The following is a 17,822-nucleotide window of genomic DNA, read 5'->3' on the forward strand; positions in this document are numbered from 1 at the left end:
TTTACCGAATACATCATACAAAGGTAAGTATAAAATTAATTGACAATTAATATTTTCTCTTTAGTTATTAAAAGTCAGAAATAGAAATGGCGGCTCGGATTTAGCAGGGTTTTTTAAGAGAGTTTAATTATTTTTGTATAGGTTTACTAGGCAATGGAATATACTGATAACCCAAGCGGTTCGCAGCCAGTCTTTGGCCAAGAAGGCTTATTGCACCGGATAACAAACCGGATTAGGCGATCGCTGGAACTGCCAGATATTTTAACAGCCACCGTTGCCGAAATCCGTTTGTTTTTGGCTACAGACCGAGTTATGGTGTATCGGTTTGAGGCTGATGGTAGTGGTGAAGTTATTGCTGAATCTATTCATGACCAGATTCTACCATCCCTACTAGGGTTGCACTTTCCGGCAACAGATATTCCCCCGGAAAGTAGAGAAAGGCTGCTGTTAGGACAACAACGTGTAATTGTAGATGTATCTAGTGGCAGAGTAGGGTTATCTTCGCTACAGCCAAATGATAACGAACAACCTCTAGAAACTGAAAATTTTTACGATCAACAAGTAGATCCTTGCCACATTCAATACCTCACAGCAATGGGGGTGCAGTCTTCGCTAGTGGTGCCAATTTTACATAGCGAAGTGCAAGGGGAATCACTAAAACCTTCACTGTGGGGACTATTAGCAGCGCATCACAGTCAACCGCGAGAAATTTCGCCAGCAGAACTGACATTAGTCCAGCAAGTTGTTGATCAAGTAGCGATCGCTATTGCCCAAAGTAACCTGTATACTCAAACTCTGGCTAGGCAAAAGCGGGAAGAGACAATTAACCGTGTGACTATCTTACTGCATAAATTACCAAAACTTGAATTACAAGCAGCTTTAGAAGAAACTATCACAGCATTAGATGGAATAGGTGGCAGACTTTACATTGAACAAACAGCAGAAGTTTATACCTATGGTGATCAACCGAAAATTCCCTTCGAGTTAGAAACTAGCATCATCGAACAACATCCTGTTTGGCAAAAATGGATGGATGAATGCAAACAAGGTCAAATTTGGGCTACTACCAATCTTTATGATGAAGAACATTTGCGCGTCTTAGCATTTGCGTTTCGGTTAACCCAAATTCGGGGAATGTTAGTTATGCCTTTGCACTACCGACAACAATTTATCGGTGTGTTAACTATTTTTCGCCCGGAATTCAATACCGAAATCTTATGGGCTGGACGACGTGAGCAAAATCCCCAGCAACAGTTACCCCAAATTTCCTTTGATGTGTGGCGAGAGGAAAAAAAGGGACAAGCGGTTGAGTGGACAGATGAAGAGATTTCTCTAGCGCAGGCTTTATCTTATAGCTTTTCTATTGCTATTCAGCAACAACAAATGTACCAAGAGGTACAGCTGCTGAATGCTAATTTAGAACTACGAGTCAAAGAACAAACAGCGGAACTCGAAAAATCATTATTATTTACGAAAGTAATCAAGCAAGTTTCCGAACAAATTCGCCGTTCCTTAGACTTAAGAACTACTTTACAAACCATCGTTCATGAAGTTCGTACTCTGCTGAATTCTGATAGAGTTGTAATTTACCAAAGAACCAGTGAATCTCATGGTCAAGTGATAGTTGAAGACATCAATGGTAATTGGTTATCAACATTGGGAATTACAACACCGCAAGGATGTTTGCCTGATGAATCTGCTCGTTTTTTCTTGCAGGGTAAAGTTAAAGCAATTAAGAATGTCTTTACAGATTCTTTAGATCCTTGTCACCAAGAATTTTTGCAGAGTTTGCAAGTACAAGCCAACTTAACTGTTCCGATAAATATAGGTTTTCAACTTTGGGGTTTACTGATTGTGCATCAGTGTGAAACTCCCAGAGACTGGCAAGATACAGAAATTAATTTACTACGACAGTTAGCAGACCAAGCGGCGATCGCTATTCAACAAGCTCAACTTTATGAACAAAGTTGTTTAGCTGAAACTGAAGCTAGAGCTAAAGCTACACAATTAGAACAAGCTTTATTAGAACTCCAAGAAACACAAACACAACTAATTCAAACAGAAAAAATGTCTAGTTTGGGTCAGCTAGTAGCAGGTGTAGCCCACGAAATTAATAACCCTGTTAACTTTATCTACGGGAATCTACACTATGCGAGTAAGTATACCCAAGACCTGTTAAAAATCATCCAACTTTATCAATTGCACTATCCCCAACCTCATAATGAAATTCGCGCTACAGCCAAAGCTGTTGATTTAGAATTTTTAGCCGAAGATTTACCAAAAATGATTTCTTCGATGCAAATTGGAGCCGATCGCATCCGCTCTATTGTATTATCTTTACGTAATTTTTCGCGCTTAGATGAGGCTGAAAATAAACCAGTTGATTTACATGAAGGTATAGATAATACTTTATTAATTTTGCAACACCGTCTTAAATCAAATGCTCATTTTACTGGCATTGAGATAATCAAGGACTATGGCAATTTACCATTGATAGAATGCTATGCCGGACAAATAAATCAAGTCTTTATGAATATCCTCACTAACGCCATTGATGCTCTAGAAGAACAAGGCGAAGTAGAACAAGGAAAATCTAAGCTTCCTAAGCCTCGAATTTTGATTTCTACTCAATTAGCTACAGATACATCACGCGTATTGATTCGTATAGCTGACAATGGTTCAGGAATGCCAGAAGAAGTGAGAAAGCGCATTTTTGATCCGTTTTTCACTACCAAATCTGTAGGCAAGGGTACGGGGCTGGGACTAGCGATTAGTTATCAGATTATTGTGGAAAAACATGGTGGCATGATGGAGTGTATCTCCGAGCCAGGTAAAGGAACAGAGTTTTGGATTGAGATTCCTATTAAATTGTTGCGTAAAGTTAATTCTACAGAAAAGCAGGAAGCAGAAGAGACGCTAGAAATAGACTAAGGGACTTCCAACTAAAAAGATATACTATCACTGTTTAGGCAGGGGGCAGGGAGCTTCTGAGCAGGGGGAAAAAGAAAAATCTCCTCTCTTGAAAATTGGATATTTTATTTTCTGCAAGTCCCTTAAACAACTGATTAATTTGAATTCATTCAATAATTCTTAATAAAACTCAAGCTAAGACTTTAGCAAATCTAAAATTTATTCAACAAAAAGCTAACAATTTGATAGGCAAAATATTTCTATAACTATAAAGAAAAGAGCTTTCTTGAATAAAATCAAACACTCATCTTTAACTAGCGAGTTCTTGATTCTGCCATTAAAAGTAAAGTTTAATTGCAGAAACATCCACATGAAAATACAGGTGTTAATCTAATAAATGAAGCCACTAAGCTTCCCTGGCAGATAAAACAGCTAGATTGCAACAAAAGAAGAGGTAAAACGCTGTTGAGTTCATGTCTGTCTCGTTCAAAACCAACAACACCCAACGCGAACACTGATATTTCCTCAAATATTGAAAATCAGGGGGCGCTGTAACTGATTTTCATTGCTTGTTTTGAGTGGTGAAAGAGATTACATCCCTGGCTAGAAAAAACAAGAGGAGGAAATAATTAAAGTTAGTAGATGCTTGGGTGTTGTTGTGTTTAGGGAAATCAGTGTAAGCTTGTACAAAGTTAAATAAACAGTTAAATAATCAGGGACAGTGAAAATAGCGCCTTATGTCAATTATTGCGCTCAGAGCATGGTATATTCAGGATTATGAGCCGATTTCGGAATTAGAAAAACGCCCCCCAGATATTCGCCTTAGTAAAAAAAGTCTACTGCGATCAGCAATGCGTGCAGACTTTTTAGAAGATAGTGATGCGGTGAAAAAGTCAGTTTGGTTTGAGCGTTATCTGGAAGGGGAAAATATTGAATTTTATATTGAAGGTAGTGGTGGTTATTGTGTAGCTAATATTGACTTGATTAGTCATGAAATTTATTTCACTAAACAAGCATTATTAGCCCAATTAGACCCAACGATTTTTTTATGCTATCAAACTGAGTATAGTGCAGCCAGCGATGCCCTGCGAGAGGGATTACAAAAAAGCTTGGAAATTTTGAATATGCGATCGCGCCTTCCCTTAACATTAGTAGAATCCTATCGGCCAAGCGATGGAACTCTGCGATTAAATCGGGCAATGATGCGAAAAATCCGCAAGAGTTTATTGTTTATTGCAGACACTACACCGATAGCCAGTATCGACGGTAAAGAAAATCAGCAATTAATTCCTAGTCCCAATGTTTGCATAGAAATTGGTTATGCAATTCAAAGTAAACGCTCCGAACAAATTTTGTTAGCACACATGCAACGCCCAGAGTTAGAAGGGAAGATTCCTTTTGACTTACCTACACAACAAATTCTGCAATTTAAAAATAGTACAGAACTCAATAAAATCCTGATTAAAGCACTAGAAGCTCAGTTAGCACGGTTTAAATTATTTTATTAAGGAAGAGGCTAGGGGCTAGAGGTAAGAAAATATATACCTGGTAAATACACCAATTGTTAGAGGAAAAGTAGCGGTATCAACTCTTAACGTATATACGTAGTTAACTTATGTAATGCGAATCCAGAGGTAAAAATGACTCAGGAAAAAGATAAACTGATTAACTTATCAGTCCATGAATCCTCAGTTCCCAGTCTTCTAGATATTGATGGGAATCAACAAACCCCAGAAAATATGAATGAGTTGAATGATTCTGTTCCTGATAATCAAAATGTTGATGCTGCTAATCCTCAGCCTTTTGATGATGTTAAAGAAGACAACTTGGGAGACAGACAGATAACTATTGCTAATTTGAGTGCTGGCTAATACAGTTTTAGACTTTGGATTTTAGATTTTGCGAAAAGTTGAGCCAGTGCGTTGGGCAGCTTTGCCGACTTGAAGCACCTGGCGTTGCGTGGGCGGGTTTCCCGACTTGAGCAAACTTTTCAAGATGGATTGAGAATTGCTGTCTGCGCCTGAGTTCTATCAATATATCTGTCTCAATCATTTTTTCAATTGGTAAAACTCACTCCAACGGTTTCACGATTATGTGGTTTTAACATAAATGCCATATCAGGGCCAGCAGGCACAATTCCACCAGGATTCAGCGGGAAAAGATTACCATAATAGTCTTGCTTGACACTTTCTAAATCGCAAGTGCCAGCAACACTTGGTAACTGATACAAGTCGCGCAAGTAAGCTCCTAAATTGGGATAATCTTGGATGCGGTGGCGGTTGCACTTGAATAAACCGTAATACACAATGTCAAACCGAAACAAGGTGGTGAATAACCGCACATCTGCTAAGGTGACATTGTTTCCACAAAGGTATCGGCTTGTATTTAGCGCTGCATCAATTTCATCAAGAGTGTTGAACAGTTCATCACAAGCTTTGTTGTACGCTTCTTGCGTTTGGGCAAAGCCGCAGCGATACACACCATTATTAACACTTGTGTAAATTTTTTGATTCCACCAGTCAATTTTGTCTTTTAATTCCGGTGGGTAGAGATTTAGTGTGGGGTTTGTAGCGAACTCATTAAATTCTGAGTTCAGCATGACAATAATTTCCGCACTTTCGTTATTGACAATGGTTTTGGTTTGTTTATCCCACAATACAGGAACTGTACAGCGCCCACTATAGCCAGGTTGGGCAAGTTCATATAATTCGGCTAAGGTTTGGCAACCTTCATCTTCGCTAGTGAATACCCAACCCCCAGAAACAGCAGAAGGTTCCACAGTAGTAACTGAGATAGCATCTTCTAGCCCTTTAAGCGCCCGAACAACTAATGTGCGGTGCGCCCAAGGGCAACCCAACCCAACATAAAGTTTGTAACGTCCCGATGCTGGTTGGTAAATGTTCCCTTCAGCTTGACTGACAACATTTCTTAACTGGCTGTCGGGACGAATGTATTCTCCTGATTTGTTGCGGGGGGCGAGTCGGGACATCATGATATGCCAAAGACTTGTCCAAACAAACTTGCCTAAACCGATGATTAGCTTTGGCGGGAGAGATTTGCCTTTTTTCTTAATTTTGGTATTAGTCATAGTTGAGTAGTAAGCAACTGCACTTATGCTCAATTACAACTCTATTGTGTCGGAAAATTTAATTGTTATCTTCAGTGCGGACTAATTGACCTTGTTTATATGCTTGCCGTAAAGCGATCGCTTCTGCCACAATATGCTGGGCGCTCAATCCTTCTTCATCCATCATTCGTTGCAAAGTCACACCAGTCTGTTCGGAAGGTTCATGAATTGGGGGAATTTGACAATATCTCCCACCATTTTTTGTCCGTCGCCAAATACTTGGTTTTTCATGTCTAGCGGTTCTGGGTTGACGCTGCTTTTTAATTAAGGAACGGACACTTTCTTGATTGATAATGCTTAAGTCTAGTAAGTGATTAATGACTTGTTGATACTTTTTGCTGTTTTCTGCTAACTGATAGATAGTTCTCGGCTCAACTTGGGCAACATCTTGTGGTGAAAACTTCTCAAACGCTGCGGCTATTTGCAGATAGCGCTTTTCTTCACCCTGCCAACCATGTTCTAAAAGTAGCTGTTTGTAGTCTCGTAAAGAAAGCTTTTGCTTTTGTTCTGCTAACCAAAAGGCATGATACAAAATTGCCTTCGTGACATCAGTGAGCCTTTGAAAAGCCAAACTTTCGACGTTAACGCTCTTTCGGCGATGAGATTTGTTTTCAGTAGATTGCTCAAACTTTGATTGGGTGATGGTTTGAGAATTGACTTGGGCTGCAACTATACCCTGTAATGGTGTCATCATAGTATTGATATCGTTTAAACTTCGCGTCGGCAAAGTATCGCTCAGCGTTCTATCACTAGAACAATTGTACTACTAAAATTTCAATAAAAAACCCCAAACCTACGTAAATTTGGAGTAAAGGGATGAAACCTTGATGGGGTAGGGTTTTTGAGGCGAAAGTTTTTTTATTAACTCTGATTAGATGTTAACTTTTTTAACCATCTATCGGCTTCGGTGTATAACTTGAACTTCTTCTCATCAATACGAAACTGCGTAGTGTGAACCATGCGTTTACCATTTACCCACTTTGTGCCGTGATGTTTATGCAGTAATTCATGGTATAAAACAAACTCAGTCACAAAGTTGGGGACATTAACATTATCAAGAGTTGTACTAATAACTACCCTATCTCTAGCTGGCTCGTAGTGACCAAATTTCCGGTAGGTTTTAATTCGGCTCCATGCAAGCCTGGGTTTGACAAGATTAGCAGCAAAGTATTCATGGTTAATTTTGTCAAACAATTCATTGAGATTATAAAAATTACCTTGAGGATTTTCGGCAATTACTTCAGCAATTAAATCTAAATCTAAGAGAACAGAACTATATTCTTCTGAACTAGCAAATGCTCTAATTAGTTTAGTATGTTCTTGACTTTTGCCAAAAAGAGTACATTGTACTAATGCTTGAAAAACTTCTTCAGACGCATTAATAAAACCTTCATTAATCTTAAGCGAAACAAATTTGCTAGAGCTTTTACCTTGGTATAATCCTGCTAAATTAGTGAATTCAATCATAATTTTAGCAGTATTGTTACCGTAGTTTTTGAGAACTTTTTGGGTTGTTTCTAACACACAATAAGTACTACTGAGGTGAAGCTTGAGATTTTGTTCGTCTGTAAGAAATTTAAACCAAGAATAGATTTTGCGAGATGAATTGGTCAGGTTTGCAGGAGTGATTTGTAGGTTAGAGCAGATACTTTCAATTGTTGTTACTGTTTTGCTTAAAGTATAAGTTAATTGTTGAATTTGAGCAGCGTTTGGAGTTGGTGAAGACGCTAAATTAAAAATATTTTGTAATATATTATTTTGTTGAACTTTGATGTTCTTGATGCTGATAGTCTCAACTTTCATGAGATGCTGCGGAATGAATAATTTTTAGATTTTAGCTGAAGATGCTTTGTCACTAGCAATAATATGTATATCGATATTTTTTAATAAGCGTACCAATTTTTGGGTTAACGAACCTTTGAGGAGGATTTGCCAACGAGAACGCTGACTTTCGCCGATGACAATTTGGGTAATCCGGTATTTCTCTGCAACTTCGGCGATCGCTTGAGCTATATTACTATTGGTGACGCGAATAAAAGTCCCGGCAAATTCTTGACACAGCTTTTCACAGTTGTGTATGTGTAAGCTTTCCTCTTTACTCAAGAAGCGCTCAGGATCGGCGACAAACACAACATAAAGTGGCGCATTCATATAATTAGCGAGTCTAGCGCCACGACGCAGCAATTGTAATGAATTAGGATAAGTAGATATACATACTAAAACTCGTTCATGGATGTTACAAAATTGTCCATTAGGATTAGAGGCGATCGCATCTTCTTCGATATTATCTGCTACCTCTCGCAAAGCTAATTCTCGTAAAGCAATCAAGTTACGACGCTGAAAAAAGTTATCTAAAGCTTGTTGGATTTTTGAATGCGCGTAAATTTTCCCTTCTAACAGCCGCTCTTGCAGAGTTTCTGGTGTAACATCTACTACCACTACCTCATCTGCTTCTTCTAAAATTCTGTCCGGAACCCGTTCTCGCACAACTACCCCAGTAATTCTGGCTACCAAGTCATTCAGGCTTTCCAAATGCTGCACATTCATTGTGGAATAGACATCAATACCCGCCGCCAATATCACCTCTACATCTTGGTAGCGTTTTTCTCTTGGGGAACCTGGAACATTGGTATGGGCGAGTTCATCAATTAAAACTAATTGAGGCGTAGATGCGTAACTACTTGTCCCCAGACATCGCTGTAAAATTGCCTCTGTATCCATTTCCGTCAGAGTCAACCCACCGCGAGAAATTTCTTTTCGGGGGATAATTTCTAAACCTGCTGCTTTTTCTGCTGTCTCTTTACGCCCGTGGGTTTCTAATAGTCCAATAACTACATCAATTCCTTCTTGTTTGAGTGCAGTTCCTTCTTCTAACATCCGATAGGTTTTACCTACGCCCGGAGCCATACCAATAAATATTTTGTGTTTACCTCTGCGTATTGAATGAATAGAAGAATTAGTAGCTGCTACACCTGAATTATTGTTTTTTAACATGAGTTAGGTGATTGAAGATTCACACCAATTCGGAACTTATAAAGTATGAAGGCTAAAAGATAAAATTTTACACTTCATACTTCACACTTCACACTTCATACTTCATTGATTGAGCTTACGATTAATATCTTGCAAATCCAAAGCATAATTCAAGCGTAGAATATTAACGCCTGGTTCGCCAAAAATCCATAAAAATCTGCCATCAGTATACTTGTTCAGTAAAGGTAATATGTCATCTTCTTTGATACCACGCGCACTAGCTACCCGTGATATTTGCTGTCTGGCGGCTTTCAAAGAAATATGTGGATCTATACCTGAGCCTGAAGTATAAATTAAATCTTCAACTGGTTGAATACTTTGTTCTTGGTATTGATTTGATTGCTCTATAACGCGGTTGAGTAACTCTGGATTACTAGGAGCAAGATTACTAGCACCAGATATACCAGTGGGTTTAGCTTTTCTACCTTGGCTATATCGTACTGTACTAGGACGACCTTGAAAATAGCGCTCTTCGGTGAATATTTGCCCAATTAAAGCCGAGCCAATGGGCTGGTCATCTATATTTACCATGATGCTGCCATTAGCTTGAAAAGGAAATAAACCTTGACCAATTACCAGAATTGCTAAAGGATAAATCAGTGCAGTGAGCAACCACAATATGAAAGTGATACGAATAGCTTTGAGAGTTTCTCGAATAATTAGCATACAAAGTTCTGAGTGCTGAGTATTAAATGTTTAGAAGCGTTCTGGTTGGAAAACAACAACAAATAGATAAATTATTAGTCCTAAGAGTACTGCACCTAAAACACCATACGCCCAAGTAAATTGAATTTGTAATGGGGTATTAGTAGACGCATAAACTACGCGAGAAATGCCTAAATTGAGGCACAGTGCTAGAAAAATTTTGATTGCCAGTTTTTGTTTACGCCATTGTGACCCAATATAGGCGATCGCCTGCATTAAATTTATCTGCTCTTTATTCATATTTCTCTTCTAATTCCCCCTACTAACAGGGCAAAAAATAAAAATTTGTCAATAGTCATTAGTCAATGGTCAATGGTCAATAAGAGAACAGGGAACAGGGAATAGGGAATAGAAAGAAACAACCTGTTACCTGTTAAGCTTTCCTCCTGATGACATCTCACTCTTGCCCGTTGCCTCTTCCCTGTTCCCTCTCTCGAAGAGAGTTGGCTAAAGGACAAAATTTCATACTTCATACTTCATACTTCATACTTCATACTTTCTTCTATGCCAACCCTACAGCAGTAATCAATAAATCTATTAGCTTAATGGCAATAAATGGTGCAATCACCCCACCTAAGCCATAAATTAAAATATTGCGTTGTAGTAATTGATTAGCTGTCAGGGGTCTAAATTGCACACCTTTCAAAGCCAAAGGTATTAAAGCAGGAATAATCACAGCATTGTAAATTAATGCCGATAGCACAGCCGAATTTGTGCTAGTCAAATTCATAATATTGAGACTTTGCAAGTTAGCGGCTGCAAAAATTACCGGAATAATTGCAAAATACTTGGCAATATCATTAGCAATAGAAAATGTTGTTAATGCCCCACGAGTAATCAACAGTTGTTTACCAATACTGACAATATCGATGAGCTTGGTGGGATCAGAGTCTAAATCTACCATGTTGGCAGCTTCTTTAGCAGCTTGCGTACCTGTATTCATCGCTACACCAACATTCGCCTGTGCTAGTGCGGGAGCATCGTTTGTCCCGTCGCCTGTCATGGCTACTAGTTTGCCTTCTGCTTGCTCTGTTTGAATCACACTGATTTTATCTTCTGGTGTGGCTTCGGCAATAAAGTCATCCACACCGGCTTCTTGGGCAATTACAGACGCGGTAATGTGGTTGTCGCCTGTGAGCATGACAGTATGTACACCCATACGGCGTAACTGAGCAAAACGCTCACGAATGCCAGGTTTGACAATATCTTTGAGATAGATGACACCGTAGATTTCTTGATCTAAACAAACTGCTAGAGGTGTACCGCCTTGTTGGGAAACTCGCTGGTATGCAGTATCTAATTCTGGGGTATCTTGGCCGTTGCGAGAACGGACAAATGCTTTAATCGCTCCGACTGCGCCTTTGCGAACTTCACGTCCATTGGCTAAGTTCGTACCACTCATGCGGGTTTTAGCAGAAAATTCTACAGCTTCGGCGCGGTGGGGATCAAAATCTAGTCGTGCGCCTAATCTTTCTGCGAGCCGAGCAATGGATTTTCCTTCTGGGGTATCATCAAATATGCTGGCTATCAGGGCAATATAAGCCACTTCCTGCATTGAATGACCGTTAATTGGGATAAATTCTTCTGCTAAACGATTACCGAGGGTAATTGTTCCAGTTTTATCTAGAACTAAAGTGTTGACATCACCGCAAGCTTCTACTGCTCGTCCAGAAGTAGCAATAACGTTATATTGGGCGACTCTATCCATACCTGCAATTCCAATCGCACTGAGTAAGCCACCAATGGTTGTAGGGATCAATGCCACCAATAACGCGATTAAAATTGGGATGCTGACTGGACTTTGGACGTAGTAGGCGAAAGCTGGCAGAGTAGCAACAACAAATAGAAATACTAAACTTAATACTGCCAGTAAAACTGTTAGTGCAATTTCGTTGGGGGTTTTGCTACGTTCTGCCCCTTCGACTAAAGCAATCATCCGATCAATAAAACCTTTACCGGGATCAGCTGTGACGCGAATGATTAATTCGTCAGAGATGATACGGGTTCCCCCTGTAACGGAACTGGCTACATCTGAGCCTGATTCTTTGAGAACTGGTGCAGATTCGCCAGTAATTGCTGATTCATCCACCGAAGCCACACCCATGATGACTTCGCCATCGGCGGGGATAATGTCGCCAGCAACAACATATATATTGTCACCTTGTTTGAGACTAGTAGAAGGAACTTCGGTAATTGAGCCATCAGGGGCGAGTTTTTTGGCTGTTGTCTCTGATTTAGTCGATCGCAACGCATCAGCTTGGGCTTTACCACGTCCCTCAGCTACGGCTTCAGCAAAGTTAGCAAACCAGACAGTAAAAAACAAAATCCCGGTGAGTATACCGTTGAACAGTTGAGGATTTTTCTGTTGAGTAGGGCCGAATAAATTGGGATCAATGGTGACGGCGAGAGTAATCAATGTGCCAATCCATACCAAAAACATCACGGGATTTTTGATCGCAGCTTTGGGATTCAGCTTGATAAAAGCATCCCTGATGGCTCTGAGATAAATTCCTTTAGTGTTGATTCTGGCTTGTTTACGGGCTTGGCGATGATCGCTCGGACGCGATCGCGGTGTTTTAGACTTAGGGGTAGGTGCGACTGGATTCATAATAATTAGTAGTGCAAGGGAAGATAGAGGTAGGAGGTAGGAAGCAGAAGAATTTTAGATTTTAGATTGCCGATTTTAGATTGAAAGATTGTCATAATCCAAAATCCAAAATTTAAAATCTAAAATTGATTCACTCAGCACTTTTCTTAACCACCCGATGTTAGTTTAAATCCTTCGGCAATGGGGCCTAGGGCTAACACGGGGAAAAATGTCAATACCCCTAAAATCAGCACTATGCCAGCTGTAACTGTGGTGAATAGTAATGAATCGGTTTTGAGTGTTCCCGGTGTTTCTGGTGTGATGGGTTTGCGCGACATACTATCTGCCAATAGCAAGATGGCAATAATTGGAATGTAGCGCCCGGCAAACATGCTGACACCTGTACTTAAATTCCACCACAGAGTATTATCAGCTAGTTTTTCTAAGCCAGAACCGTTATTAGCTGCGGCTGAGGCATATTCATAAACTACTTGGGAAATGCCGTGAAAGCCTGGGTTAGTAATTCCTGAGAGGGAAAAAGGATAAGCTAAAGCGATCGCACTGGGAATTAAAATCACGATGGGGTGAATTAACAGCACTACACTAGCGAGGACAATTTCACGTTTTTCGATTTTGCGTCCTAAAAATTCTGGTGTGCGTCCCACCATTAATCCAGTTAAAAACACGGTGAGAATTAAGTAAATCAGTAAGTAAGCTGTACCTGTACCCTGTCCACCCCAGATAATCTGCACAAATAAGTTAAATAATGTGGCAAATAAGCCTTGAGGCATTAAAGAATCGTGCATTCCATTGACAGCACCAGTCATTGTGGCTGTGGTAGTAACTGCCCAAAGTGCTGTTCCTACCGCCCCAAATCGCACTTCTTTACCTTCTAAATTTGGCAGTTCTACTCCCAACGTGCCGTTAATGAGGGGGTTTCCTTCTAGTTCGCCACCGACTGTTACCCAAACCAGAATCACGAAAGCGGTAAACACCATCCAAAACAGTAGCCAAGCTTGTTTGATATTTTTGGCAAACATCCCGTATGTAAAGATCATGGCGGCGGGAATGGCTATCATCGCAATCAGTTCGATTAAGTTAGACGCGCCATTGGGATTTTCAAAGGGATGGGCAGAATTTGCTGCAAAGAAACCGCCGCCGTTCTCGCCCAACATTTTAATCATTTCAAAGGAAGCTACAGGGCCTCTAGCAATGTATTGTGTGCTTCCCTCTAAAGTTTCCAATACCAATGGTTTCTCGATTGTTTGTGGTACGCCTAAGAAAACGAGGGCGATCGCACCAACTACCGAAATCGGCAATAATATTCTCGTAATTGCACGGCTAAGGTCAACATAAAAGTTACCTAACTTTTTACTCGTTAATCCCCGAATCAAAGCAATCCCCACCGCCAAACCTGTACCCGCAGAGGTGAACATCAAAAAGCCTAAAGCAGCTACTTGGCTGAAGTAACTCAAAGTTGTCTCTGGGGTATAGTGTTGCTGGTCAGTATTAGTGACGAAGGAAATTACTGTGTGCAGCAATGTATCCCAACGTGGTGCATAAAACCCATTGGGATTCCAAGGTAAAAATCTTTGATAATGTATCAACCCGAAAACTAAAATACCCATGACAATATTGCTGAACAGTATTGCTCGGATATACTGCCAGCCTGTCATATCATCTTTTCGGTTAACACCTGCTAACAGATAAATGCTACGTTCTATCGGGTTCATTAGGGGATCAAGCAGCGTTCTTTGCCCCATGAACACACGCGCTATGTATCTTCCTAAAATTGGTGCGATCGCTATGACGATACACAACGTCAAGCCGATTTGTAAAAAACCTTGTCCCATTTATTTTGCGCTCAATTTAACTTAAGAAGGAGAAAGCTAATTATTTTAGATATAAAGCTGTAGTCAGATTATGTTAGGACAGTGTTGATTAATCAAAGCCCTGTAGACGCACAGTGGCTTCCCATAGGGTAGTAACTGGGTTTATACTCAGCACTTGCTATAAGAGTGAACTATTTGACTATGAGATTGTGAGCAATTTGGCAATATTTTATTGAGTCTCAATACTTCTATCTCGATTTACTCTGTTAATTCACTACAATTTTTTAGTGACTTTTTAAAGTTTCTGTCAAGAGTATTTAAATTTCAATATCAGCTACTTATTTATACGCACTCTAAATTTAACGTGAGTTTGATGAGTGCGTTTTTGACCTCACCCCCAGTCCCTCTCCTACGAGAAGAGGGGAGTAAAATCCTTATTTTTCGCTCCTTTCTCGCCTTTTAGGAGATGGAGGTTAGGAGGGAGAGGTCTGTCGAATGTACGTTAAATTTAGAGCTTACGGACTCAGCGTTGTCAACTTTTTTATAACAATTCTTATTTGAATGAATTATACGGTTAGGGGCGCACAGCTGTACGCCCCTACTCTCAATCAACCTTTTACTACCGCAATTTCACAATATATTTACTGGGTCAACATCTATTGTCAAGCTAACGCTATCACAACATAACTCTCTAATTTCTTCCCAATTGGGTAACTGGGGTAATTCATCAGGATTAAATTTAAGCAAGATTTGCCAACGGTAACGGTTCGCTACTCGCATCACACCTGCTGGTGCTGGGCCAAGTATTTCAAATCCTTCATGGCTACTTAAATTTGTAGCGATGATTTGCGCTGTATTCTGCACTTGAATGGGGTCAAGGCTGCTGAGACGCAACAAAATTAACCTGCCGTAGGGAGGATAATCCAGGGCTTGCCGTTGTTCTAATTCGGCTTGGCAAAAAGACTGATAATCGTGGGCGCGGACTGCTTCAATTACGGGATGTTCTGGAGTATAAGTTTGCATAATCACTCTCCCGGCATCGTCGCCTCTCCCGGCGCGTCCGGCTACTTGGGTGAGAGTTTGAAATGCCCGTTCACTAGCGCGGTAGTCTGATAAATGCAGCAGTCCATCAGCGGCGACAACTCCCACTAGTGTTACTTGCGGCAAATCTAAACCTTTGGTTAGCATTTGCGTCCCTACTAATAAATCTGCTTCGCCGTTAGCAAATTGAGTTAATAAGGTACGGTGTGCGCCTTTGTTGCGGGTGGTATCGCTATCAAAACGGATGCAGCGCAACTGGGGAAATTGTTTGGCTAATTCCTGCGTAACGCGTTGAGTACCGCTACCAAAGAATTTTAAGTAAGGCGAACTACAATCAGGGCAGTATTGGGGATGCGATCGCCCATAATTACAGTAATGACACCGCAATAATTGTGGCGCTCCTGCTTCTGCATGGTGGTAAGCTAACGACACATCACAGTGGGGACACTCCAACACATAGCCACAACTGCGACAAGACACAAAGGTACTGTGTCCGCGACGATGAATAAATAAAATGCCCTGCTGTCCTTTTTCTTGCAATTGTCCTAAAGCTTCTTGCAAACTGCGACTAAAAATTGACCGATTTCCTTGCTGTAATTCTTGCCGCATATCTACCACTTCTACTGGTGGTAGTGGGCGCGAGTTGATACGTTCGGGAAGGGAGAGGTAGTGAGTGAGTGAGTGCTGAGTGCTGAGTGCTGAGTGCTGAGTGGAAGAATTTTCTTCTGCCTCCTGCCTTCTGCCTCCTACCTCCTGACTTCTCACACTCAGCCAACTCTCCAAAGATGGAGTTGCGGAACCTAAAACTAACGGACAATTTTCTAACTCAGCACGCCACTGGGCGACGGTGCGGGCGTGATAGGTGGGGATGGGAGAATCTTGCTTGAAACTGCTGTCGTGTTCTTCGTCTAAGATAATCAAACCGAGGTTGGGTAAGGGTGCAAAAATTGCACTGCGCGTCCCGATGACAACTTGCGGTTCGCCTGTGAGCATTTGTCGCCATGTGTCGTAACGTTCGCCTTCAGAAAGGGCACTGTGATAAACGGCGACTCTGTTACCAAAGCGGGCGCGGAATCTATCCGTGAGTTGGGGGGTGAGTCCAATTTCGGGGACTAATACTAAGGCTGATTTACCTTGATTGAGTAATGGTGCGATCGCTTGTAAATATACTTCTGTCTTGCCGGAACCTGTAATTCCATGCAACAAGACTTGAGCAAATTTATCTAGAGATTGTATAGTAGCTAAGGCGTTTGCTTGGGCTGCATTTAAGGATTTGGGTTGGTCTTGAGCTAATGTCGGGCTTTGTTCTGAGCGTAAAACTTCTCGTTCTTCAATAACGATGTAACCTTTTTGTGCCAATGTTTTGAGGATGGAAGAACTGGCATTACAAATTTGTAGTAGTTCACTGTGCCATAATTCTCCACCACGTCGGCGTAATACTTCGATAATTTCCCGTTGACGCTGAGTTAAATCGCGATCGCTGGTATCAATTAAGATTACCGCTTTTTGTAATTTGGGGCGAGTTAATCTTGGTGCTTCTAAATAACTTTCCACCAAGCCCAAACGCAACAGTTCTCGCACTCCCCGATAGGTGAACTTGACTTTCTGTTGCAGATAGGCAAAACTGTAATCCCCTGTTGGTTGAGTTTGCAACAATTGCAGAATTTGCTGTGCCGACGGACTGAGAAAATTGAGTGATGATAGTTGTGTGCTGTCTTGGCTTTGGCTATTACTAGTTAAGCGAATACGACGTTGCGATCGCCCCAACAATCCCGGTGGTAAAGCGACTCGAATGACTTGCATCAGCGGCGTATAATAATATGTCGCAACTCGATTTAATAATTCCCAATAATGAGCGGGAAAAAACCCCACACTCACTACATCTTCTACTTCCCGAATTTTGTCTGGTGGTAAATCAATATTGGGTGTTGCCAATATCCGAATAGCGATCGCTCCTAATTGTTGTGCGCCAAATGGCACCGTTAAAATATCCCCTGGTTTTATTTCTAACTGCGGTGGCAACCGATAAGTAAATAATCCTGTAGCGCCTGGACAGTCTACCAGCACTTCAATGTAGCGATTACCCGAATTTTGGGCTTGGTACGACTCTCCTGACTCTGCGACTACTAAATTTTGTAAATTTACGTCATTAATATACATATTTTTTGCTTTTTATTGACAGGAATTAATCATCCCTTCATTTAGCTCTAAAAAAATTAACTTTTTTCTCTCTAGAATGTAAATTGTATTTCGCAATACTTTTATCCCTCATGATACTTGATAAGTTTCCTGTTATGTAACCTACTAGACAAATCAAACTTAGCCATACGTGCAATAAATATTTGAAGTCCATCCACTATAAAAACCAAAATATATTCCTGACTATTTATGAAATCATTTGCCTATTTACTAAATATGGCGTAGCCTTTTTCCCTCCATTGATAGATATTCATTTCTGTGTGTATGTGAGATGCTTTTATACAAATAATTTATTTCAGAAAATTAATTTACTGAAATTTGTCCTTTAAAAAATTTTATGAAGTTCAAATAACCCAGAATCAAGCATTGAAATTAAGACATTAATTCC

The 17,822-nt window shown here is 40.5% G+C and carries 12 protein-coding genes; 3 read left to right on the top strand and 9 right to left on the bottom strand.

Going from position 1 to position 17,822, the window contains the following annotated elements:
* Positions 1-153: 153 nt before the first annotated feature.
* From ACMX3D_RS12885 to ACMX3D_RS12895, 3 genes are all read left to right on the top strand, one after another.
* The gene (locus ACMX3D_RS12885) at positions 154-2,931 is read left to right on the top strand and encodes a GAF domain-containing protein (RefSeq protein WP_482751796.1); all 2,778 of its coding nucleotides are present in this window, start codon (positions 154-156) and stop codon (positions 2,929-2,931) included.
* Positions 2,932-3,647: 716 nt separating this feature from the next.
* A complete protein-coding gene (locus tag ACMX3D_RS12890; RefSeq protein ID WP_482751797.1) occupies positions 3,648-4,418 on the top strand; it encodes a hypothetical protein in 771 nt (256 codons plus the stop codon).
* 132 nt (positions 4,419-4,550) lie between these two features.
* On the top strand, positions 4,551-4,781 hold the full coding sequence (locus tag ACMX3D_RS12895) for a hypothetical protein (protein ID WP_482751798.1): 231 nt from the start codon (positions 4,551-4,553) through the stop codon (positions 4,779-4,781).
* Positions 4,782-4,966: 185 nt separating this feature from the next.
* On the opposite strand, the gene ACMX3D_RS12900 is transcribed toward ACMX3D_RS12895, so the two are convergent.
* The 9 genes from ACMX3D_RS12900 to priA form a co-directional block, all read right to left on the bottom strand.
* The gene (locus ACMX3D_RS12900; RefSeq protein WP_482751799.1) at positions 4,967-5,998 is read right to left on the bottom strand and encodes a glutathione S-transferase family protein; all 1,032 of its coding nucleotides are present in this window, start codon (positions 5,996-5,998) and stop codon (positions 4,967-4,969) included.
* 58 nt (positions 5,999-6,056) lie between these two features.
* Positions 6,057-6,731 carry a hypothetical protein gene (locus ACMX3D_RS12905; RefSeq protein WP_482751800.1) on the bottom strand — a complete coding sequence of 225 codons (675 nt, stop codon included), beginning with the start codon at positions 6,729-6,731 and terminating at the stop codon, positions 6,057-6,059.
* A 167-nt stretch (positions 6,732-6,898) separates the two neighbouring features.
* Positions 6,899-7,840, bottom strand: a complete 942-nt coding sequence (locus ACMX3D_RS12910) for a M48 family peptidase (RefSeq protein ID WP_482751801.1) — start codon at positions 7,838-7,840, stop codon at positions 6,899-6,901.
* Between the two features lie 24 nt (positions 7,841-7,864).
* Positions 7,865-9,031, bottom strand: a complete 1,167-nt coding sequence (locus ACMX3D_RS12915; RefSeq protein WP_482751802.1) for a universal stress protein — start codon at positions 9,029-9,031, stop codon at positions 7,865-7,867.
* A gap of 102 nt (positions 9,032-9,133) precedes the next feature.
* On the bottom strand, positions 9,134-9,736 hold the full coding sequence (kdpC, locus tag ACMX3D_RS12920; RefSeq protein ID WP_482751803.1) for a K(+)-transporting ATPase subunit C: 603 nt from the start codon (positions 9,734-9,736) through the stop codon (positions 9,134-9,136).
* A 30-nt stretch (positions 9,737-9,766) separates the two neighbouring features.
* Positions 9,767-10,015: a potassium-transporting ATPase subunit F gene (locus ACMX3D_RS12925; RefSeq protein WP_482751804.1), complete on the bottom strand. Its 249-nt coding sequence runs from the start codon at positions 10,013-10,015 to the stop codon at positions 9,767-9,769.
* 262 nt (positions 10,016-10,277) lie between these two features.
* Positions 10,278-12,383, bottom strand: a complete 2,106-nt coding sequence (kdpB, locus tag ACMX3D_RS12930) for a potassium-transporting ATPase subunit KdpB (protein WP_482751805.1) — start codon at positions 12,381-12,383, stop codon at positions 10,278-10,280.
* Positions 12,384-12,529: 146 nt separating this feature from the next.
* Positions 12,530-14,215, bottom strand: a complete 1,686-nt coding sequence (gene kdpA, locus ACMX3D_RS12935) for a potassium-transporting ATPase subunit KdpA (RefSeq protein ID WP_482751806.1) — start codon at positions 14,213-14,215, stop codon at positions 12,530-12,532.
* 609 nt (positions 14,216-14,824) lie between these two features.
* Positions 14,825-17,395, bottom strand: a complete 2,571-nt coding sequence (gene priA, locus ACMX3D_RS12940) for a primosomal protein N' (RefSeq protein ID WP_482751807.1) — start codon at positions 17,393-17,395, stop codon at positions 14,825-14,827.
* Positions 17,396-17,822: the final 427 nt, after the last annotated feature.

The sequence above is a fragment of the Anabaena sp. TISTR 8404 genome (assembly GCF_056847745.1).